This is a genomic window from Amycolatopsis sp. TRM77291 (assembly GCF_054166285.1).
Map to the genome: position 1 here is coordinate 5,763,358 of NZ_JBSZHF010000001.1, position 20,246 is coordinate 5,783,603.

Below are 20,246 nucleotides of genomic sequence, written 5' to 3' on the forward strand. Positions count from 1 at the left end.
TCAGAAGTTGCTGAACACGTTGACGAACATCTTGTCGATGCCGTGCGGGTCGACGGCCTGATAGCTGCGGGCCTTGGACTTCTGCGCGATCTCGTCGAGGACGCGGCTGTCGGCCTGCGCGCCGTAGGCCATGGTGAAGATGCGGACGGAGTTGTCCAGCCGCTCGGCGTCGACGTTCTGCAGCACCTGCTCCTTCGTCCCGGCCTCGGTGTTCTCGCCGTCGGTCAGGAAGACGACGGCGTTGATCAGGTTCGGGTCGAACTCGCGCCGCATCTTCTCGTTGGCGGCCATCACGGTCTGGTACAGCGCCGTATCGCCTTTCGGGGTCAGGTTCTCGACCAGGTCGAGCATCGGGCCGCGGACGTTCTTCACCTTGCCGATGGGCATCTTCTCCTCGTACCCGTCGGAGAACGTCCACAGCCCGACCTCGTCTTCGGGATGCAGGTACTCGAGCTGTTTCCGGATCGCGGGTTTCAGCAGGGCGATCCGGCTTTCGGAGTACGGCTTGTCCTTGCGGTTCTTGTCGAACGGTTCGTTCATCGAGCCGGACAGGTCCAGCACCAGCAGGATCCGGCCCCGCCGCTGCGTGTACTCCCAGCCGTCCAGCATCTTCTGGATCTGTTCGCCGGTGGGGACGCCGATCTTCGGCGGCTCCTGGGCTCCCTGGGTGCCCACGACCCCGGCCAGCTCCGGGGTCCCGTTACCGCCGGGGTCGCGGAATCCGAGCTCACGGAACCGATCCTGCTGGGCGGCCTCCAGGAGGAAGTCGTAGAAGTCCTTGGCCGCCGACTGCTGCTCCGGGGACGCGTTCGCGGTGACCAGGAAGGGATGGTCGATCAGCATCGTCCCTTCCCTGGGATGGACGGCGACCAGCGGGCGCAGCGGCGGGACGGGGTTTCCCTTCAGCTGCGCCGGATCCCCGGTCGGCACGCCGCGGTTGTAGAGGTAGACCATCTGCTCCTGCATCGCCATCGCGCTGATGTAGGGCGTCGGCTTCTTGCGGTCCTCGTCGTACAGCGTCTTCAGGAAGGCCACCGAATCGTCGCTGTAGTAGGCGACGGACGCCTCGATCCCGCGGACGAACTGCACGGTCTCCGCGGTGCCGATCTTGCCGTAGTCGCCGCCCGTCGCCGCGAAATAGGTCGCGATGGTCGCGGCGAGCCCGGACGTCGACCGCCGCGGGTTGTCCTTGCCGAGCGTGAAGTTCCCCCACTGGGCGTACGCCGCGCCCTTCGAGGCCCAGCCACCGTTCCGGTTCACTTCCAGTACGTCGCCCCAGCCGAGCGTCTTGCCCGGCCAGCCCATCGCCTTGGCCATCGGCTCCGGCATCGCGATCACCATCGGGCTGGTCGCGAGCGAGGTCTTCGGCCCGGGCTTGATCCGCTCGCCCTTTCCGCGCTGGCGCAGCAGATCGAGCCAGAGCGACGAACTGGGCAGCCAGACCTGAGGCTCGGGGTGGTGCTGGTCGAGGTCGTTCCAGCCGTCGGCGATGAGGTCGAGCGTGGCGCCCGAGGTCTTCTTGTGCGCCTCGACCCTCGCGCACCGGCCGCCGTCGAACGTCCGGCCGGTGTTGTTGTACCGCTCGGCCAGTTCGGCGATCAGATCACCCTTCTCCGTGGAAGAACTGGTGACAAGGCGGACACAGTCGGCCCTGGTCGCGTTCGAGGGCGGGGTGACCACGGTGGCGAGCAGGACGATCACGAGCGTCCCGACGAGCGCGCCGAAGACGAGCGAAAGCCAGCCTGTTCTCCGCATGCGCCGCCCCCTAGCCGTCGTAGCGGGCAAGTGTAGCTACAACGTGGTTCCCGGTTCCGCGTCCTCGGTCACGAGATCGTAGGTTTCGAAACTGAAGCGGGCGAGGGTACCCACCCAATTCCGGTAGACCTGTAGATCATCGAAGGATTCGGCGTCTAGCCGCCATTCAGGTGGAAAGGCCTCCCGTAACGATTCCCCGTCGGAAAGGGCGATGAACGTCTTGCGCGCGGCGTCCGGATCGGCGACCAGCAGGGTCAGGAGTACGAGCACGGCGCGGTACGGGCCGTCGACGAAACGCGCCAGTTCCGCGTCCGGGATACCGATGCGCACGAGCCGGTAGAGGTTGACCAGCTTCCGGATCTCGCGCGGGGTGTTGAGCCTTTTCCGCAGTACGTGGACGAAAGCGCGTTCGACCTCGGTGAGCCGCAACCGGTCCGGCCGCATGTTGTAGAACGTCGGCGGGGCCGTTTCCTGGACGACGACCTCCCTGGTTTCGCCGTCTTCGGGAGCGCCCTCGTCCTCCGGCCATTCCTCGGGCTCGGACGGCTCCGGTTCCCGTTCCTCGATCGGCATCAGGGCGTCGATCAGCTCGTCCGCCGCGGTTCCCATGGGGCGCAGGGCGAACACGATCTGGAAGATCTTGTCGAGGTACTCCGCCCGCCGCGCCTCCCCCGCGCCGAACAGTTCCTCGTGGTGCTGGTCGAGGCAGCGCCGCAGCCACCGCGGGTCGACCGCGACCACCACGACGAACGCGGGCAGCGCCAGCAGCAGATGCACCGCGGCCAGCACTTCGATCACCTTCGACGGCGGACAGCGGTCGAGATCGTCGATGTAGAGCACGATCCGTTCCAGCGGCGGCTTGCCCTTTCCGCCCGCCCGCAGCCATTCCTCCCTGGCGTCCACAAGATCGGCGCTCAGATTCGCGAGATCTTCCCGGACCCGGGCGAAAACCCCTTGGTAGTCCCCGTATCTCCCGGTTTTCGCCTCCTCGATGAGATCGCCGAGCCTGCTGGCCGCGTCCAGCCGCCGCAGCCGTTCCTCGGTCTCCCGGACCTCGGCCTCGAACCGTTCCGCGCGTTTGTCGACATCGTGCCGCAGCCTGTCCAATGTGGACTTGACCGGCGCGAGCGCGGATCTGGCGGTGGTGAGTGCCGGGGTCAGCACGGCGCCGAGCGCGACGACGGCACCCGCCGCGGCGAGGATCGCGTTGTGCCACAAGGCCCAGCCGGTGATCGCCGCGGCGGCACCGAGCACGCCCAGCACCGCGTATCCCGCGACTGCGAGCCTCCGCCGACGGCGTTCGGCGCGGTCCACCCCCGAGACCAGCAGCCGCCAGCGCCAGGTGAGCGGGGAGTCCGCCTTGACGGCCTTCAGCCCCGCGAGCCGGTTCCGCAATTCCTCGCGTTCGGCGCGGACCTCGCCGGCGTCCGCGTGCGTCTCGGGCGCGCCGAGGTTGCGGAACAGGTGGTCCACCAGCCCGACCCACAGATGGTCGTCGTGGTACTGCCAGGCGTTGAACCGGATCTGCCGGATCTCGCCGGTGAACACGCTGTTCGCGGCGTCGCCGCGGGATCGGCGCGCCAGTTCGGCCACCCGGTCGGTCACCTGGCGGACGAAACTCGACTTGCCGGAACCCCACGGGCCCAGCAGCGCGACGCACAGCGGCGGGCTGGTCTCGCGGTCGGCGATGACCGCGGCGAGGGTGCGCACGTCGTCGTGGAAGCCGATCAGGTCGACCGGGCTTTCGACGTCGGGCGTGATCCGCGGCCGCGCCCGGCCCGGTTTGGGCTCGACGAAACCGGTGCCGTCGATCTGGTTGCCGAAGCGGTCCCACACCCGGATCGTGCGGTCGTCCCCGACCGTGACGATCTTCTCGTTGCCCGCGGTGCAGACGATCGCGCGGACGTTCCCCTGATGTCCCTTGAGGAGCGTGTAGTCCCGCGGGTCGTCGATCTCACGGACGCGGACCTCGCCGTCGGAGCCGCCGGAGAGCACCAATTTGCCGTCCGCGCCGAAGGCCAGCGCCCGCACCACGCCGGCGTGCCCGGGGAAGACGAGGGCCGGGTCGCCCTTGCGTCCCCACAACCGGACCATCTCGCCTTCGGCGGACAGCACCTGCCTGCCGTCGGCCGAGATCGCGACCACGTGGACCGCGCCCGCGCCGCCGAACCGGTAGTGGGAAACGATTTCCCGGTCCCACAGTCGTACGCCACCGGCGTCGTCCCCGGCGACGACGACGCGGCCGTCCGGGGTCACCGCGACCGACTCGACCTCCGGGCCGCCGGTGCGCAGGGTCCGTGCCGTCGTGCCGTCCAGCCGCCGGACCTCGACGGTGCTACCCGCGCCGGACACGGCGAAGTCCTTCGCCACCGCGACCGCCACGGTCCGCTTGGTGGTCTGGACCTCCGGGGGATGCGCGCCGGTACCGGTGATCCGCCAGCGCCGCACCGTCGCCCCATCGCAACCGGCCACGTACTGACCCGAGATACCCACCGCCAGCACCGGCCGATCATGGCCGCTCAGCGAGAAACGCTGCTCTCCGGTCTCCAGGTCCCAGACCCGCACCGTCCGGTCCGCACCCCCGGTGACCAGCCGGTTCCCCTTCACCGCGACCGCGAGGATCGGTGCTTCGTGTCCGGTGAAACGCGCCGTCGTCATAACGGCACAGTCTTCCGGTCGCGTCAAGATCATGGTTAACGACAGGCGACTATCGGCGGGTACCCCGACGACCTCGGAGGGTTCAGGGTCGACAGTGCTCCGAAATTCCAGCACGCCTTAACGCGAGGAGTTCAACGTGCTTCGACGTACCTTCGCCGCGGTGCTCACCGGCGCCGCGCTCTCCATCTCGGTGCTCACGGCACCCTCCGCGGGTGCCGCCGAGATCATGGCGACCACCCTGACCTACGACGACAGCCAGGCCGCGGAGTTCAAGGACGCGGTGGCCGCCGGCGTCAATGTCTGGAACACCAACGTCACCAACGTCCGTATCGTGAAGGCGACGCCGGGGCAGCGGGTCAACATCCGGGTCATCGCCGACAACGGCTGGCCGCGCGCCACGCTCGGCCCGGTCCGCCCCAGCGGCACCGTCACCGTGTGGATGGGCAGGCAGGCCGTCCAGCAGGGTTACTACACGCCGCGGATCGCTTCGCACGAACTCGGGCACAGCCTCGGCCTGCCCGACGTGAAGCCCGGCCCGTGCTCGTCGCTGATGTCCGGCTCGACCGGCGGGGTCAGCTGCAAGAGCGTGAACCCGAACGCGCAGGAGAAGGCCCGGGTCCAGCAGCTCTACGCCGGCACCGCGGTGCCGAGCGCCGACGCGGGCAAGGTCCTCGCGGACGTCGGCTGATCCCGTGCCAGGGGGTGCCCGCCCGGCACCCCCTGGCCTGGGTGGCGTCCTAAGCGTTCGCCGTGATCGCCGCCGCCGGGCACAACTGCACGGCGTCCCCGATCTCCGCCGGGTCCCGGTCCAGCAACCGGACCCGGCCGTCCTCATCGTCCTGTGCGAACACCTCGGGCGCGGTCAGCACGCACATTCCGGCGCCCACACAGCGTTCCCGGTCCACTTCGAGTTTCATCGCGATCAGTCCCACGCCACCGGGAGCGCGTACACCCCGTAGATGTCGGAGTCCGTCCGCATCGGGATCTCTTCGGCCGGAACGGCGAGGCGCAGCTTGGGGAACCTGGCGAGCAACCCGGTGAAGGCGACCTTCATCTGCACCCGCGCGAGCTGCTGGCCGAGGCACTGGTGGACGCCGTGCCCGAAGGAACCGTGCCCGGCGGTGTTCCGGCGGACGTCGAGCCGGTCGGGTTCCGGGAACTTCAGCGGATCGCGGTTGGCCGCCTGGGCCGAAAGCGCGACCACCTCCCCCGCCTTGACGAGCTGCCCGCCGATCTCGACGTCTTCGAGCGCGGTGCGCGCGCCGGTGTGCGCGATGGTCAGGAAGCGCAACAGTTCCTCGATCGCGCCTTCGATCCGTTCCGGGTCCTCACGCAGGATCGCGAGCTGGTCCGGATGCTCCAGCAAGGCGAAAGTGCCCAGCGCGAGCATGTTGGCCGTGGTGTCCAAACCGGCTCCCAGCAAGAGGAACGCGATACTGGTGAGCTCCTCGTCGGTGAGTTCGGTGTTCGTCAACTCGCCGAGGATGTCGTCGGTCGGCTCGGCCCGTTTCGCCAGGATGAGTTTGTAGAGGTACCCCCCCAGCGCGTTGATCGCGGCTTCCTGCACCTCGGCCGGAGCGTCCGGCTGGTTGAGCGGCAGGACGTTGCGCCGAAAGAACTCATGGTCCTCGTAGGGGACGCCGAGCAGCTCGCAGATCATCAGCGCCGGAATGGGCTGCGCGAACGCGGTCACCAGGTCGGCCGACGTTCCCTGCCGCTCCATCGCGTCGAGGTGTTCGGTGGTCACCTGCTCCACCCGCTCGGACAGCAGCCGCATCCGGCGGACGGTGAACTTGCCGGTGAGCAGCTTGCGGTAGTGGCTGTGTTCGGCGCCGTCCATTTTGATGAACATCCCCGGGGGCGCCGGTGGCATCTCCACCATCGCCGCCGCGCCTGGCAGCGGCGAGTGCATCAGCTCCTGCCGGGCACTGAACCGCGGATCCGCGAGGACGGCACGGGCGATCGCGTGCCCCGTCGCGAGCCAGCCTTCGTGCCCGTCGGGGAACGTCAGCCGGACCAGCGGATGCTCGTCGCGCAACGTGCCGAGCTCGGCGGGCGGGTCGAACGGGCAGCCCTTCGGTCGTTCGAGGGGTAGTTCGATGAGATGAGGCACCGAGGTGGTCATAGCTGTTCCTCCCAGTTTTTACCGATACCCAAAGGCTACGTTGCATTTACGGTCGCCTCAAAGCTATGGGCTGGCCTTTTTGCTGTTATTGCTGGTAGATTTCCTGAAATCGTTGCAACGGTCGTGCCAGTGAACGCAACGTCTCGTTGCAATGATCTGCGCGTGAACGCACAGGAGGTGCCATGCCGGGCGGCAGGCTGACGCAGGAGGATCGACGGCTGATCGCGACCTGGCTCAAGGACGGCCTCGGTTACGCCGAGATCGCCCGGCGGCTCGGGCGGCCGACGTCGACGATCAGCCGTGAGGTCGCGCGCAACAGCGGCCGTTCCGGCTACCGCGCCGAAGAAGCGACCCGCGTCACCGGCGAACGCGCGCGCCGCCGCAAACCGCAACCGCGCGCCGTCCCCGTCGTCGAGAACGGCTACGGACGAGACCCGGAAGCCGTACGCGCCTTCGAAACCGACTTCGCCGAAATGATCGTGGCGACCGGACTGCCCCGCATGACCGCACGGGTCCTCGCGTGCCTGGCCGTCAGCGACGACGGCGTGCTCACCGCCGCCCAGCTCGCCCAGCGGCTCCAGGTCAGCCCGGCCTCGATCTCGAACGCCGTCGCCTACCTCGAAGCACAGGCCATGCTCAAACGGGAACGCGACGGCCGGCGGGAACAGTACGTCATCGACGAGGAAATGCCGCAGCGAGTGTGGGCCGAAAGCGTCCGCTCGAACCAGGAATGGGTCAAGGTCTCCCGCCAGGGCGCCGAAGTCCTCGGCGTCGCGACCCCCGCGGGCGCCCGCATGGACGACCTCTCCCGATTCCACGCGCGCATCGACGAAATCATGCACGACGACCGAGTCGCGGTCTTCGTCGGTGACGCACTGACCGCGCTCGCCGCCCTCCTGTACGCCGGCCGAGGGCTTTCCCTTGCGGCGCTCGCTTCGGCCCTCGACTGGTCTGTCGAGCGGGCCTCTGCCGCCTTGCGGGTGGCCGAAGAACATCCGCACATCGCGGGCCCGGTTCGCGTGGATTGCCGCGGTGGGGAGTATCGGGCGGTTCCGTTGGTGGAACGGCTCTCTGCTGGGCAGTTGGCGGCTTTGGGGTCTTGAGTGGTGCGTCCGGCCTTTCGTGGTCGCTTTTCGGCGACGCAGGTCTTGTGGCGAGACTCGACCGTGAACTTGAAAGCGACGCGCCCGCACACCCACCCGTGGTTGCTTTTCGGCGACGCAGGTCTTGTGGCGAGACTTGTCGGCGGCCGCTCTTGAACGGGCAACGTGGCCCGCTGCGCACAGGGCGCCCGTCGCCGCTTTCCGGCGCCGCGAGTCTTGCGACGAGACTAGTCAGCGGCCGCTCTTGAACGGACAACGTGGGGCCCTGCACAAGGTGCCCGTCGCCACTTTCCGGCGACGCGAGCCCAGCGGCGAAACTCGACCAGGAACTCGAAAGCGGCGCGCCCACAAACACCCACCCGTGACCGCTTTCCGACGCCGCAGGCCTAGTAGCGAGACCTGTCAGCGGCAGCCCTTGAACGGACAACGTGGCGCGCTGCACAAGGTGCCCGTCGCCACTTTCCGGCAACGCGAGCCCAGCGGCGAAACTCGACCGGGAACTCGAAAGCGGCGCGCCCGCACACACCCACCCGTGGCCGCTCTCCGGCGACGCGGCTCCATGACGACGTTGGGCAGCGGCAGGATTCGAATGGCCGAGGCTAGAGCCCTGCGCGCACGCCACACCTCGCCCCTTTCCGGCGACGCGGCGCTGATGGGGAGACCTCGCCGTCGGTCGCCGCTTTCCGGCAACGAGACTCAGAACGGTGGCGGTTCGTCGGCGAGCGGTGTCCTTGGGCGGGGTAGGTGAAGCGGCGGGGGTGAGCTGTCGTAGCTCTGTCCGGTGGGGGTGGTGATGGTGAGGGTGCCGTCGGCGGCGACGTGGTAGGTCCAGCCGGGTTCGTCTTTGAGGCGGTGGTCTCGTCGGCAGAGGTCGATCAGTTCGTCGGCGTTGGTGTGGCCGCCGTGTTGCCAGGGCACTGAATGGTCGATGTCGCATGCCTGGGCGGGACGGTGACAGCCGGGTCTTCGGCATTCGCGGTCCCGGACCCGGACAAACTCGCCGAGGCCCGCGCTGGGGCGGTAGCGGTCCCGGCCGAGGTCGAGGACCTGGCCGGAGAGCGGGTCCGTGATGATGCGGCGCAGCACGGTGTTCGGGCCGGTGGCGATGTGCCGGGCCAGCGCCGCGGGGACAGTGCCGTGTCCGGCCATCTCTGCCGGGTGGTTGTTGAGGCCGAGATAGGTGAACAGGTCCATGTACAGGAACACTTCGGTGCGTTCGCTGGTGCCGCCTTGGCCGCCGAGCAGGAGGTCCAGCGCGACGTCGGCGCGTAGCTGCTCCAGAGTGCGAGTCTCCTCCCCGGTCTTGAGCGCCCGTGCTTCCCGATCGATGCGCCGATAGGCGGCGGTGACTTTCTCGACCGGACCGTCTTCGATCTCGATCGACGCCACTCCCGTTCCGCCTTGCCTCAAGGTCAGGCGACGGCCTTCGCGATGCCGTTCGGCCCGTGCTTCGGCACCCTCCCGGTCGACGGTGGTCGCCGCGTGGTTCGCCGCTTTCCGGATCTGGTCAGGGTTCCTGCCCGGTAACCGCTCCTCCAGGAGCGCATCGACGGTGCGGGCGTCCTCGTCCGACAGCCACGCGGTGGCCGCGGCGACCTTCATCGCACCGAAGCCGCTCACTTCTCCCTGGTCCATCAGGGACAGAGTCCGAGGCAGGCGGGTGGTCAACGCGTCGGACGCGGCGACCATCGCACCGGCATGGTTGTCCACAAGGGACAGAGCGAAGGCGACCTCCTGCGTGACGCTCCGCGCTCCCTCGCGATGCCGGTTCAGCTGCGCCAGTGCCCGGAACCGGACCGCTTCCAGCCGTGCGATCCCGGCCGACGCCGCCTGCGCGACAGCGACGGAATCCTTGTCGTCCAACGAAATGACGAAAGCGTTCACCGCTGCCAGCACCTCGGGGCCGGTGATTCTTTCCAATAGCGCCACAGGCGCGGAATGTGTGTCCACCCCACGACCATACGACCGGCCACCGACAGTTTCCGGCCTCATGCCCGGGGCAGGGAGTTGCCGATTTTCGGCGACGAGGAATCCGCGGGGAGCTGTCGGCTACAGTCGCCGATTTCCGGCAACGGTGAGAGACCGCCCACCGAACAAACCCCTACATCACATCCCGCACGACCATCCGCTCCGAAGCCCGTTCGATCGCCGCCTCCACCGCCCCCACCCGGTCCGCCAGCAGGCCCATCGCGCCGACCGCGCGGCTCATCGGATCCTCGTCGTCCCCGCCGAGCGCTTGCGCGCGCAGGTAGGCGGCCTTCACGTCGGCCCATCGCTGAGCCTCCGAGGGGCTCAGCCGTCCGCGTAGTTCGGCCAGTTTCAGCAGGTTCGCTTCGGCGCCCGAGGTGAGCGTCTGCGCTTCGCCTGCGTAGTGGTCGTCGATCAGCGCTTCGAGCTCCGCGTCGTTCATCGCGGGCACGATCCGGCCGGCGAGTTTGTTCATGTTGCGGTACGAGCCTTGCAGCTGGAACGGCGGTTCGACCCGCGACGAGTCCGCTTGCGCGGCCGAGGCGATGTACGCCTGGTTGTTCGCCAGGACGATCCGCTGCACCTTGATCAGTTTCCGCAGGACGGCGAGGATCTGCTCGAGTTCGGTCGCCGAGTAGGCGTGCTTCAGCTGATCCGCCCGCACCGAACCGTCGCCGCGGGCCAGCCGCACGAGAACGTCCACATCGGACCGTTCGCGGGAGACGAGCGGAGCCAGCACGGTGTTCGCGGTGAGCGAGTTCTCGATGTAGCTCAGCGCGAACAGCTCTTCCTTGCCCGACAGCACATCACCGAGGTTCCACACGTCGGCGCGGTTGGCGAGCATGTCCGGGATCCGGAACCGCTTGCCCTGCTCGGTGTACGGGTTGCCCGCCATGCAGACCGCGAACCGCTTGCCCCGCAGGTCATACGTCCGCGTCCGGCCCTCCCACACGCCTTCCATCCGCCGTTGCGCGTCGCACAGCGAGATGAACTTCTGCAGCAGTTCCGGCGACGTGTGCTGGATGTCGTCCAGATACAACAGCACGTTGTTGCCCTGCTCCAGCGCGAACGAGATCTTCTCGACCTCTTGCCGCGCCGTCGCGTTGGGCGCGTCCGCCGGATCCACCGAGGTGACGTCGTGACCGAGGGCAGGCCCGTTCACCTTGACGAACACCAGCCCGAGACGGCTCGCGACGTACTCCATCAGCGTCGTCTTGCCGTAGCCGGGCGGCGAGATGAGCAGCAGCAGACCGGACTGGTCGGTCCGCCGTGCGTCGCCGGTCGCGCCGAGTTGCTTGGCGAGGTTGTCGCCGATCAACGGCAGATAGACCTCGTCGAGCAACCTGTTGCGCACGAAGGCGCTCATCACCTTCGGTTTGTACTCGGTCAGCCGCAGCCTGTCCCGTTCGGCCGCCACCAGATCGTTGCGCAGCCGTTGATACGCCCGGAAACCCGGCACCCGGTCACGCCGGAACCGCAGCGTCCTGGCCAGCGTCTCGTCCAGCCGCAACGTCAGGGACCGGTTCACGATCCGCGGATGCGAGCCGAGCAGACCGTCCACAGTGGCCGAAAGTTCCGCCGAGGAGTCGTACCGCGGCAGGTCGGCCAGTTCGATCGCGACGGCCTCCGCCAGCTCATCATCGGGCAGGCCTGCCGAGTCCACAAAGGACCGGAGCCAGGCTTCGGCGAGCTGATAACGATCCGCGAGGTCTTCGAGGGCACGCAGGTCTTCGGCGAAGCTACGGCGGTCGAGCCGGAACTTGTCGAGCAGGGTCCGCGCGCCACCGCTGGTGACGAAACCCGGCGACGCGTCGGCCAGTTCCTCGAACAGGTACTCGCCGGCGAGTTCGAGCTCCAGCGTCAGCCCCGAGGACGCGGCGAACGCGGTCATCGCCTCGGCGAGTTCCCGCGCCAGCGCGTCGATCGCCGTCGTATGCCCGAACGCCTCCCGCACCCGCGCGAGCGACGCGGCGCGCGTCGTCCAGGCGGACTTCGCCGCTTCTTCGGCACCGAAAGCCCAGAACAGCTGGGCGGCGGCACGAGCGGCGGGCGGATACCGCAGCAGCCCCGCGGCGGACCGCAGGCGCAACAGCACGGCCAGGATCGCGGCGGCGTCGTGGTCGTGCACACCACGTGCGTAGCCCTCGTCGTAACGGTCCCCCGCGGCGCGCCGGACGACGTCCAGGAGATCGGCCTCGGCCAAATCCGGCTGTTCGGCCAGGATCGACGTCGCCAGGTACTCGGCGCGATAGACCTCGGGCGATTCCGAGACCAGCAGCTGATCCCAGTACGGCCGCGTCTCCTCGAACGCGGAATCCCGCACGGGCGAGCGGTAGTCGGTCCCGGTGATCGCGAACTTCATCCCGCCGTCGTGCGGCACCAGGGTGAGGTCGATGTCCTGCGTGTTGACCGCGAAGGTGTTGCGGCCCAGGCGGATCGTCTCGCCGCCGTCGCCGTAGAGGTCCTGCCTGTCGCGCAGTGCGCGCCCGGCTTCCTGGCGAGCGGCCTTGACCCGGCCTTCCAGCTCTTCGGCGCGCACCTGGTCGCCGAGGTCCCGCAGTTCGGCGACGACGCTGCGCAGCTTCGCGACCATCGGATCGGAGGCGAAGTAGGTGTTGATCTCATCGACCGAACCGAGCGTGCCGACCCTGCGCGTCACACTGGCGAGGATCCGCTCGGCCGAGTCGACGAGCCGGTCCGCGCGACGCGCCCGCTCGTCGAGCAACGCCTGCTTGCGCGAGGAGAACGCCTCGTAAACGTCGGTCCGCTTCTCGCCGAGCGATACCAGGAAGTCGTCGAACTCGCCGAACCGCGATTCGAGGTTCTCCAGCTGCAGCAGCAATCTGCCGAGCTGCTCGTCGCACCGGTCGGGGGTGTCCGCGACCGCGAGCCCGCCGGTGATCGCCTGCGCGAGCAACGCGAACTCGGCGGCGAACTCCGCCCGGCCCTCGGTCTCCAGCAGTTCCTTGCGCCGCGCTTCGAGGGTGGCCCGTGCCCGGTTGACCGCGCCGATGACCTCGCCCACGCGTTCGAGGATCTTCGTCCGCACCACGGCGTCCGCGATCTCCAGGCCGCCGACGACGTCGGTGAGGACTTCGAGCCCGCCGGACTGCTCGTCCAGCCGCTCGGCGACCGGGACGGCTTCGGCGACGGTGGAGATCGCGCCCGCCGCTTCGATCAGCTCGTCGACCTCGGCGTGATAGCTCGTGAACGCGTCTTCGCCCTGCAGGAACCGGACAGCGCGCTGAGCGGCCTCACCGAATTCCGTGTCGAGGCCGGCGATCAACTGGTCGACCCGGCCGGTGTCGACGTACCGCAGCTCCCGCACGGTGACGAGATGGCCTCGCGCGCGGTGCATTTCGGCGAGCCTGCGCACCCACGCGTCGGCCGCGTTCAGCGCCTCGCCGCGGACCCTCCGCACGAGCGACGCGGTCTCCGCGGCCGCCTCTTCGACGGCTTCGGCCGCCTGCGCGGTGAGCGAAGTGACGGTCTCGAACTCGTCGAGCACCTGCTCCGCGGTCACCCGGACGTCCGACAGCGGCGACCGCAGATCACCGAGTTCGGCCTCGCCGAGCCAGTGGTAGTGGTCGAAGACCCGCGCGCACGCGGCGATCAGGGCCTCGAACACCGCCGCCGACGGCGCCATCTCGTCGACCATCCGGCCGATCGAGAGACAGTCGGAGATACCGCGGACCAGATCGGCGTTGCCGACCCGTTCCAGGGGTCCGGTGCCCGCCGGCTGCGACGCGGCGAACGTGTCCGATTGGAACGGCGTCCGCCACACCTGCATCGGGTGCACGCGGCTCGGCTCGTCGGACAGCGCGCGGAACAGCACCATCGTGCCGTCGTCGAACAGCGAGTACCCGTGGCACGGGATCGGGTTCGAAACCTCTTTGCGGATCACGTTGTACGGCAGGAGCAGCGAGCGGCCGTCGTCCCGCGCGTGGAAGACGTAGAGCACGTCCTCCCCGTTGGGCGAGCGGATCACGCGCTCGAATTCGAGCTCGTCCACGGTGGTGTCGAACGTCTTGCTGACACCCGTGTCGAGGTAGTAGCCGCCGGGGAAGATGATCCCGTGGTCCTCGGGGAGCCGCTGGCACGCCTGCCCGATCCCGTCGAGGCGCACCACGTCCCGCGTACGGGTGTTGAACACCAGATACCGGTACGCGGTCTCCTTGTACGGCAGGATCCGCAGCAGGATCAGCGGGCCGATCCTGGCGTAGGAGACCTCGGCGTCGGCGAGGCTCTGCAGCGGCTCGTCGACCGGTTCGGCGTAGACGCCCTCCCCGGTTTCGGTGTTGTTCTCGACCTTGATCGTCAGGTTGCCGCCGACGGTCTCGACGAACACGTCGTCCTCGATCGAGATGTGCGGATGCCGCCCGAGGACGTGCTGCTCGCGGCTGGTCTCGATCCATTCGAAATCGTGCGAGGGCGGGAAGACGTGGTCGCGTTCCCCTCTGCTGTCCACATAGGACACCTTGCCGTCGGCGGCGATCCCCCAGCGCAGCACGCGGATGTCCTCGGTGCGCGGGCCGATCTGGAACACCGCGAGTAGTTTGCCCTCGACCCGTCGCAGCTGCAGCAGCTTCGCCTGCCGGTAGTACCGGTACAGCTCGGCGAAATCGCGGACGAACTGCTCGTCACGCAACAGCTCCGGCAGCTCTTCGGCGGGCACGTCGTCGAAACGGAAGGCGTCTTCGTCATGGCTGAAGCCGTGCAGCGAGAAGACGTCGTCGACCGTCGTCTCCGGTTTGAGGCCGATGAAGACGTTGTAGCCGAACAACATCCGCCCGCCGACCGACACGACGTCCCGCGGCACGCAGTTGTTCGCGGTGCGGATCCGCTCCGTGCCGATCAGCGCGAGCTGCGCGCTGCCGAAGACCCCGAGCCGCGCCGTGTTGAGCTCGTCCGCGCGTTTCGCCAGTTCGGCGGCCTGAGCGGCGAGCCGGGCGCGGAGCACCTCGTAGGTGCCCGCGTCCAGCTGCTCCGTTCCCGCCGCCGGTTCGGTCGTCGTCACTGCTTCGCGGGGGCGAGGGCGGCGACGGACTTGTCGGCAAGGCCGAGCCGCTGCGCCATGGCCAGCAGCTCCTGCACCTTGCCGCTGTCCGGGCCGCCCGCCTGCAGCTGCTTGGCCAGGAAGGCCGACAGCGTCAGGTTCTTCACGTCCTCCGTGCTCACCGAGCCGACCAGTTTCGTCAGGTCGTCGGTGAAGCTGCCCGAGCCGTCGAGCCACGACTTCCCGAGGGTCTGGACGACGTCCGAGTGCTCGACGAAGCCGTCCACGCTCTTGCCGAGGCCGATCGAGCCGATGACCTTCTCGAAGAACATCGTCTCGCCGCCGACGATGTCGATGTCGGCCTTCTCCAGCCCGATACCCAGCACCGTGGCCTGCGCCTCGGCGACCTCGCGCTGCACGTTGAGCGCGGCGAGCCGGATCTCCTTCTCGGCCTCCAGGCGCAAGCGGTACTCCTCGTGCTGACGGCTCGCCGTGTCGAGCGCGGCCATCGCGGCGGCCTTCTCGGTGAGACCTTCCGCCTCGCCCTTGAGCTTGTCGCGCATCCCGTCGGCGAGCACGATCGCCTTCTCGCGCTCGACGATGGCTTCGGCGCGGCCGACCTTCTCCAGCGCGTCGGCGTCACGTTCCTTGACCTGCGCGGCGGCCAGCCCGGCGGCGGCCTCCTCGGCCTGAATGCCTTCGGCCAGACGGATCTTGGCGCGGGTGTCCAGCTCGGCGGCCTGTTGACGAGCCTCGGCCAGTGTCAGTTCCTCGCGGGCCTTGTGCTTCGACGCGGCCTCGGCGGCTTCCGCGGCCTTGATGTCCTTGACAAGGTTTTCCTGCGCCTCCGCCTCGGCGCGGATGATGATCGCCGAGCGCTGCCGCTCCGCCTCTTCGACGACGCGGAGCTTCTTGATGTTCTCTTCCTGCTCCGCCACGGTCTTCTCGACCGCGATCCGTTCGCGGATCACCTCGGCGATCGACCGCTTCTCGGTCTCGACTTCCTTGTCCTTGGCGATGCGGGACAGCTCGGTCTCGCGTTCGCGGCCGATGACCTCGAGCAGCCGGTCCTTCTCGATGCGCTCGGTCTCGATGGCGATCACGCGTTCGCGGTTCTTGCCCGCGACCTCGATCTCACGCTGCTGGTTCTGGTGCTGGATGCCGAGTTGCTCGTCCGTGCGCAGGCCGGCGGCCTGCGACTTGAGCCGCTCCTCCGCCTGCACCTTGGCGATTTCGGCCTCTTCGCGCGCCCGCATGGTCTCGACCTCGCGGCGCTGCTTGATCTCCGCGTCGGCCTGCCGCCGCTCCAGTTCGAGGATCGCCTCCTTGGCGTCCACGTTCTGGCGGGTGATCTCTTTTTCCTCGCTGCGGCGGAATTCGTTGGTGCGCACGTGCTCGATCGCGGTCAGCTCGGTGATCTTGCGGATACCCTGCGCGTCGAGGATGTTCGCGGAGTCGAGCTGCGCCATCGGCGTCTGCTCGAGGTAGTCGATGGCCGCGTCCTCCAGGCTGTACCCGTTGAGGTCGGTGCCGATGACGCGGATGATCTGATCGCGGAATTCGTGGCGTTTGGTGTAGAGATCCACGAAGTCGAGCTGCTTGCCGACGGTTTTCAACGCCTCGGAGAACTTGGCGTTGAACAGCTCCTGCAGGGTCGCCTCGTCGCTGGCGCGTTCGGTGCCGATGGCCTGCGCGACCTTGATCACGTCCTCGACGGTCTTGTTGACCCGCACGAAGAACGAGATCCGGATGTCGGCGCGGATGTTGTCCCGGCAGATCAGGCCCTCACGGCCGGTCCGGGTGATCTCCATGGCCTTGACCGAGGTGTCCATGATCTCGGCCTTGTGCAGCACCGGCAGGACGATCGCGCCGGTGAACGTCACGTCGACACGGCGGACCTTCGAGATGATCAGTGCCTTACCCTGCGGCACCTTCTTGAACAACCTGGTGATGGTGAAGAGCAAGACCAGGAGGATGACAACTATCACGGCGATCAGTACGCCGGCCCCCACGCTGATGGCACCCATAGTGTTCCTTTTCTGCTTCAGATGTCCAAGGACTCGACCCAGAAGAACTCGCGTTCGGAGTCGTAGTCGTAGAGAACTACGCGGCTGCCCGCCGTCAGGTTGCCTTCGCCGGCCTGTCGAACGTCCACAATGGCCGTGGACCCGTCGGCGGCGGCGACTTCGGCCTGCCCGAAGTCATGGGTGACCGACGAGGTGCGGATGACCGCGGCCCTGCCGACGAAGTCCATCCTGCTCGGTTCCCTCGCGGGACCGAAGACGCGACGTAGCGGCACCACGATCACCCTCGTCCCGAGTGTGCCGAGCACGAGCGCGACGGCGAGCACGCCGGCCCCGAGCCCGATCCTCGATGGCGTCGAAAGCTCCAGGTCATCGAGAAGAACCGTCCCTGCCAGGCTGGCGAACCAGGTGAATGCGATCAGCAAAGAGAGCGAAATGGACAGTGGGACGCCGCCGAAGCCCGCCAGGAGCCCGTCGCCGCCGTCGAAATCGCCGACCTCGACGGCACCGAGCAGCGCCAGCAGCCAGTAGCCGATCACGACGATCAGCAGGAAGCTGAAGAGCACGGCCGGAAACCCCAGAGCCGCGGTGACGAACCCGCCCATCCCGTCGTTCCCTCCCCCATTACCCCGGGTCAGGACTATAACCAGCGCGTGACGCCGGGCGGGCCGTTTTCGGCTACGAGTGGGTCACGGTGTGCGGAAGCGTGCGGGGCCACTCACGCATTTAGTCCTCTGAATGCGGTCTGGCCGGGGCCGGGAGCCGCGTCGCGGCCGGTCCGAAGGCGTAACTGGCGTGCTTGAGGACGTAACTCGCGTGACCGAAGGCGTAACTCGCGTGCTTGAGGACGTAACTCGCGTGGTCGGGCGACCCACTCCGCATTCAGTCCTCTCAATGCGGGGAGAGGCGACGCGGGAGAGGCGGCCGGGTGCGGAGCGTTACGCCGACCGGCCGCTCGGAAGCCATCCGGTTGGACCTGTCGCGCCCCCGGACCGGGCCCTACTCTCCAGTATTGAGAGTGACACAGGACACACCACGGTCTTGGGAGGCTCCATGGGGTGGCACGTTCGCGAAACGATCGACGAGGATCGGCGCGAACGGCGGATCCGCCATGTCACCCGATGTCTGAGCTGCACGCTCACCTGTGTCCATTGTGGACTTCCCGCTAGATTCTCTGTTCCCCCAGGGCATCCCGGTCTCGGCGTCGTCGAGCACCTGCCCGGCGTGACCTCCCCCGGTCTCCCCGATCTCGCCCTGCTGCACCGATTCTGCCGGGACAATCTCGCCGCCGAGCCGGGTATCGCGCTCCGGCGCGCCTATCTCGGCTTGGCGACCGAACTCTTCGAAACGGGACGGCGGATCCGCCGTCACCGCAGGCTCGGCGTGCATCCGCCACGACCGGGACACCTCGAGGCCTACCGAAAACGGTGGCGAGTGGCCAAAATGCGGTACGCCTGCAAGGCGTGCCGGTACTACACCGGCTCTCACTGAGCCGTTTCTCCCCCGGAGGACTCGTGCTCGTTCGTCTGATCCTCGGCCTGCTCATCACCGTCGCCGGCCTCGCTTTCGCCGCCCGCCGCGCCGTCTGGCTCTACAAACTGATCCGCTCCGGCCAGCCGGACGAAAAACGCTCCGACGTCATGGCCGTCCGCGCGAAGACGCATTTGGCCGAGGTCTTCGGGCAGCGCAAACTGCTCAAGTGGTCCGTTCCCGGGCTCGCGCATCTGTTCACGTTCTGGGGTTTCGTGATCCTCGGGTCCGTCTACGTCGAGGCGTACGGCGCCCTGTTCGACCACGACTTCCACATCCCGCTCATCGGGCATTGGGCGGTACTGGGGTTCCTCCAGGACTTCATCGCGGTCGCGGTACTCGTCTCGCTCGCGGTCTTCGCGGTCATCCGGATCCGCCAGGCGCCCGAACGGAAAGAGCGCGCGTCGCGGTTCTTCGGCTCGCACACCGGCGGCGCCTGGCTGATCCTGTTCATGATCTTCAACGTGATCTGGACGATGTTCCTCTTCCGGGGCGCGTCGGCGGCGGTCGGCGTCTTCCCGTACGAGTCGGGCGCGTGGGTCTCCCTCGGCGTGGGCGAACTCCTGGAGCCGCTGGGGCCGTCGGTCACCGGACCGCTGGAGACCGTCGGGCTGCTGCTGCACATCGGCGTGATGCTGGCGTTCCTGTCGATCGTGCTCTACTCCAAGCACCTCCACATCTTCCTGGCGCCGGTCAACGTCACCGCCAAACGGCTCCCGGACGCGCTCGGACCGCTGCTGCCGATGGAGTCGGGCGGCAAGCCGATCGACTTCGAGGATCCGGGCGAGGACGACACGTTCGGCCGCGGCAAGATCGAGGACTTCACCTGGAAGGGCATGCTCGACTTCGCAACCTGCACCGAATGCGGGCGCTGCCAGTCGCAGTGCCCGGCGTGGAACACCGGGAAACCGTTGTCCCCCAAGCTGTTGATCATGGACCTGCGGGACCACCTCTTCGAAAAGGCGCCGTACATCCTGGACGGCAAGGAGGCCCCCGAAGAACGTCCGCTGGTCGGCACCAAGGAGGATTTCGGCGTCATCGATCCGGACGTCCTCTGGTCGTGCACCACGTGCGGCGCCTGCGTCGAGCAGTGCCCGGTCGACATCGAGCACGTCGATCACGTCGTGGACATGCGCCGCTATCAGGTGATGATCGAGTCGGCGTTCCCGAGCGAACTCGGCGTGCTGTTCAAGAACCTCGAAACCAAGGGAAATCCCTGGGGCCAGAACAACTCCGACCGCCTCGCGTGGACGAAGGACCTCGGCTTCGAGGTGCCGGTCTTCGACGGCGAACTCGCCGGCGACGTCGAGTACGTCTACTGGGTCGGCTGTGCGGGTGCTTTCGACGACAACGCCCGCAAGACCGTCCGCGCCACCGCGGAGCTGCTGCATCTCGCCGGGGTGAAGTACACGATCCTCGGCACCGACGAGTCGTGCACCGGCGATCCGGCGCGCCGCTCCGGCAACGAGTTCCTCTTCCAGATGCTCGCGCAGCAGACGGTCGAGACGCTGAACGCGGTGTTCGAGGGCCGCGAACCGGGAACGCGCAAGATCGTCACCACCTGCCCGCACTGCCTCAACACGCTCGGCCGCGAGTACCCGCAACTGGACGGGCACTACGAGGTCCTGCACCACACGCAACTGCTGAACCGGCTCGTCCGCGCGGGCAAGCTGACCCCGGTCAAACCGGTGGACGCGGGCCCGGTGACCTACCACGACCCGTGTTACCTCGGCCGCCACAACAAGGTCTACGAGCCGCCGCGCGAACTCGTCGGCGCGACCGGCGCCACGCTCAGCGAGATGCCCCGGCACGCGGACCGATCGCTCTGCTGCGGCGCCGGCGGCGCGCGGATGTGGATGGAGGAGCAGATCGGCAAGCGCATCAACCTCGAGCGCGTCGACGAAGCGCTCGGCACGGACGCCGAAACCATCGTCACCGGCTGCCCGTTCTGCCGCGTGATGCTGAACGACGGCCTCGTGCAGCGGCAGAGCGAGCAACGTGGCGAGAACGTCACCGTGCGCGACGTCTCGCAGCTCCTGCTGGAGACGGTGAAGGAGCGCGACCGGACGGCCACGGAGATTTAAGGC

General features: G+C 68.0%; 12 protein-coding genes. 4 read left to right on the plus strand and 8 right to left on the minus strand.

Annotated features, from left to right (window positions below):
• Both ACXIZN_RS26425 and ACXIZN_RS26430 read right to left on the minus strand, forming a co-directional pair.
• Entirely contained in the window at nucleotides 1-1,755 is a 1,755-nt protein-coding gene (locus ACXIZN_RS26425; protein WP_457957541.1) for a substrate-binding and vWA domain-containing protein, read from the minus strand.
• 36 nt (nucleotides 1,756-1,791) lie between these two features.
• The gene (locus ACXIZN_RS26430; protein WP_457957543.1) at nucleotides 1,792-4,413 is read right to left on the minus strand and encodes a P-loop NTPase fold protein; all 2,622 of its coding nucleotides are present in this window, start codon (nucleotides 4,411-4,413) and stop codon (nucleotides 1,792-1,794) included.
• A 136-nt stretch (nucleotides 4,414-4,549) separates the two neighbouring features.
• On the opposite strand from ACXIZN_RS26430, the gene ACXIZN_RS26435 reads away from it, so the two are divergent.
• Complete coding sequence (locus ACXIZN_RS26435; protein WP_457957545.1) at nucleotides 4,550-5,101, plus strand: snapalysin family zinc-dependent metalloprotease; 552 nt, start codon at nucleotides 4,550-4,552, stop codon at nucleotides 5,099-5,101.
• Nucleotides 5,102-5,150: 49 nt separating this feature from the next.
• On the opposite strand, the gene ACXIZN_RS26440 is transcribed toward ACXIZN_RS26435, so the two are convergent.
• Nucleotides 5,151-5,330 (minus strand): ferredoxin, encoded by a 180-nt coding sequence (locus ACXIZN_RS26440; protein WP_457957546.1) that lies wholly within the window; start codon nucleotides 5,328-5,330, stop codon nucleotides 5,151-5,153.
• A 5-nt stretch (nucleotides 5,331-5,335) separates the two neighbouring features.
• Entirely contained in the window at nucleotides 5,336-6,538 is a 1,203-nt protein-coding gene (locus ACXIZN_RS26445) for a cytochrome P450 (RefSeq protein WP_457957548.1), read from the minus strand.
• A gap of 182 nt (nucleotides 6,539-6,720) precedes the next feature.
• On the opposite strand from ACXIZN_RS26445, the gene ACXIZN_RS26450 reads away from it, so the two are divergent.
• Nucleotides 6,721-7,641 (plus strand): helix-turn-helix domain-containing protein, encoded by a 921-nt coding sequence (locus tag ACXIZN_RS26450; protein WP_457957550.1) that lies wholly within the window; start codon nucleotides 6,721-6,723, stop codon nucleotides 7,639-7,641.
• A 696-nt stretch (nucleotides 7,642-8,337) separates the two neighbouring features.
• Here the strand turns inward: ACXIZN_RS26450 and ACXIZN_RS26455 are convergent.
• From ACXIZN_RS26455 to ACXIZN_RS26470, 4 genes are all read right to left on the minus strand, one after another.
• Nucleotides 8,338-9,570 (minus strand): DUF222 domain-containing protein, encoded by a 1,233-nt coding sequence (locus ACXIZN_RS26455; RefSeq protein WP_457960598.1) that lies wholly within the window; start codon nucleotides 9,568-9,570, stop codon nucleotides 8,338-8,340.
• A 172-nt stretch (nucleotides 9,571-9,742) separates the two neighbouring features.
• Nucleotides 9,743-14,626, minus strand: coding sequence for a DNA repair ATPase (locus ACXIZN_RS26460; RefSeq protein WP_457957551.1), 4,884 nt, complete (start codon nucleotides 14,624-14,626; stop codon nucleotides 9,743-9,745).
• Nucleotides 14,623-16,632 carry a flotillin family protein gene (locus ACXIZN_RS26465; RefSeq protein ID WP_457957552.1) on the minus strand — a complete coding sequence of 670 codons (2,010 nt, stop codon included), beginning with the start codon at nucleotides 16,630-16,632 and terminating at the stop codon, nucleotides 14,623-14,625. Before ACXIZN_RS26465 ends, ACXIZN_RS26460 begins: the two co-directional genes overlap by 4 nt.
• A gap of 17 nt (nucleotides 16,633-16,649) precedes the next feature.
• Nucleotides 16,650-17,234, minus strand: a complete 585-nt coding sequence (locus tag ACXIZN_RS26470; RefSeq protein WP_457957554.1) for a hypothetical protein — start codon at nucleotides 17,232-17,234, stop codon at nucleotides 16,650-16,652.
• Nucleotides 17,235-17,682: 448 nt separating this feature from the next.
• On the opposite strand from ACXIZN_RS26470, the gene ACXIZN_RS26475 reads away from it, so the two are divergent.
• Both ACXIZN_RS26475 and ACXIZN_RS26480 read left to right on the plus strand, forming a co-directional pair.
• Nucleotides 17,683-18,120, plus strand: a complete 438-nt coding sequence (locus ACXIZN_RS26475) for a hypothetical protein (RefSeq protein WP_457957556.1) — start codon at nucleotides 17,683-17,685, stop codon at nucleotides 18,118-18,120.
• 23 nt (nucleotides 18,121-18,143) lie between these two features.
• Complete coding sequence (locus ACXIZN_RS26480; protein WP_457957558.1) at nucleotides 18,144-20,243, plus strand: heterodisulfide reductase-related iron-sulfur binding cluster; 2,100 nt, start codon at nucleotides 18,144-18,146, stop codon at nucleotides 20,241-20,243.
• Nucleotides 20,244-20,246 lie beyond the last annotated feature (3 nt).

Coding starts and splice junctions, on each gene's coding strand:
- ACXIZN_RS26425 (WP_457957541.1), bottom strand. CDS start 1,755: ATGCGGAGAACAGGCTGGCTTTCGCTCGTCTTCGGCGCGCTCGTCGGG.
- ACXIZN_RS26430 (WP_457957543.1), bottom strand. CDS start 4,413: ATGACGACGGCGCGTTTCACCGGACACGAAGCACCGATCCTCGCGGTC.
- ACXIZN_RS26440 (WP_457957546.1), bottom strand. CDS start 5,330: ATGAAACTCGAAGTGGACCGGGAACGCTGTGTGGGCGCCGGAATGTGC.
- ACXIZN_RS26445 (WP_457957548.1), bottom strand. CDS start 6,538: ATGACCACCTCGGTGCCTCATCTCATCGAACTACCCCTCGAACGACCG.
- ACXIZN_RS26450 (WP_457957550.1), top strand. CDS start 6,721: ATGCCGGGCGGCAGGCTGACGCAGGAGGATCGACGGCTGATCGCGACC.
- ACXIZN_RS26465 (WP_457957552.1), bottom strand. CDS start 16,632: ATGGGTGCCATCAGCGTGGGGGCCGGCGTACTGATCGCCGTGATAGTT.
- ACXIZN_RS26470 (WP_457957554.1), bottom strand. CDS start 17,234: ATGGGCGGGTTCGTCACCGCGGCTCTGGGGTTTCCGGCCGTGCTCTTC.
- ACXIZN_RS26475 (WP_457957556.1), top strand. CDS start 17,683: ATGGGGTGGCACGTTCGCGAAACGATCGACGAGGATCGGCGCGAACGG.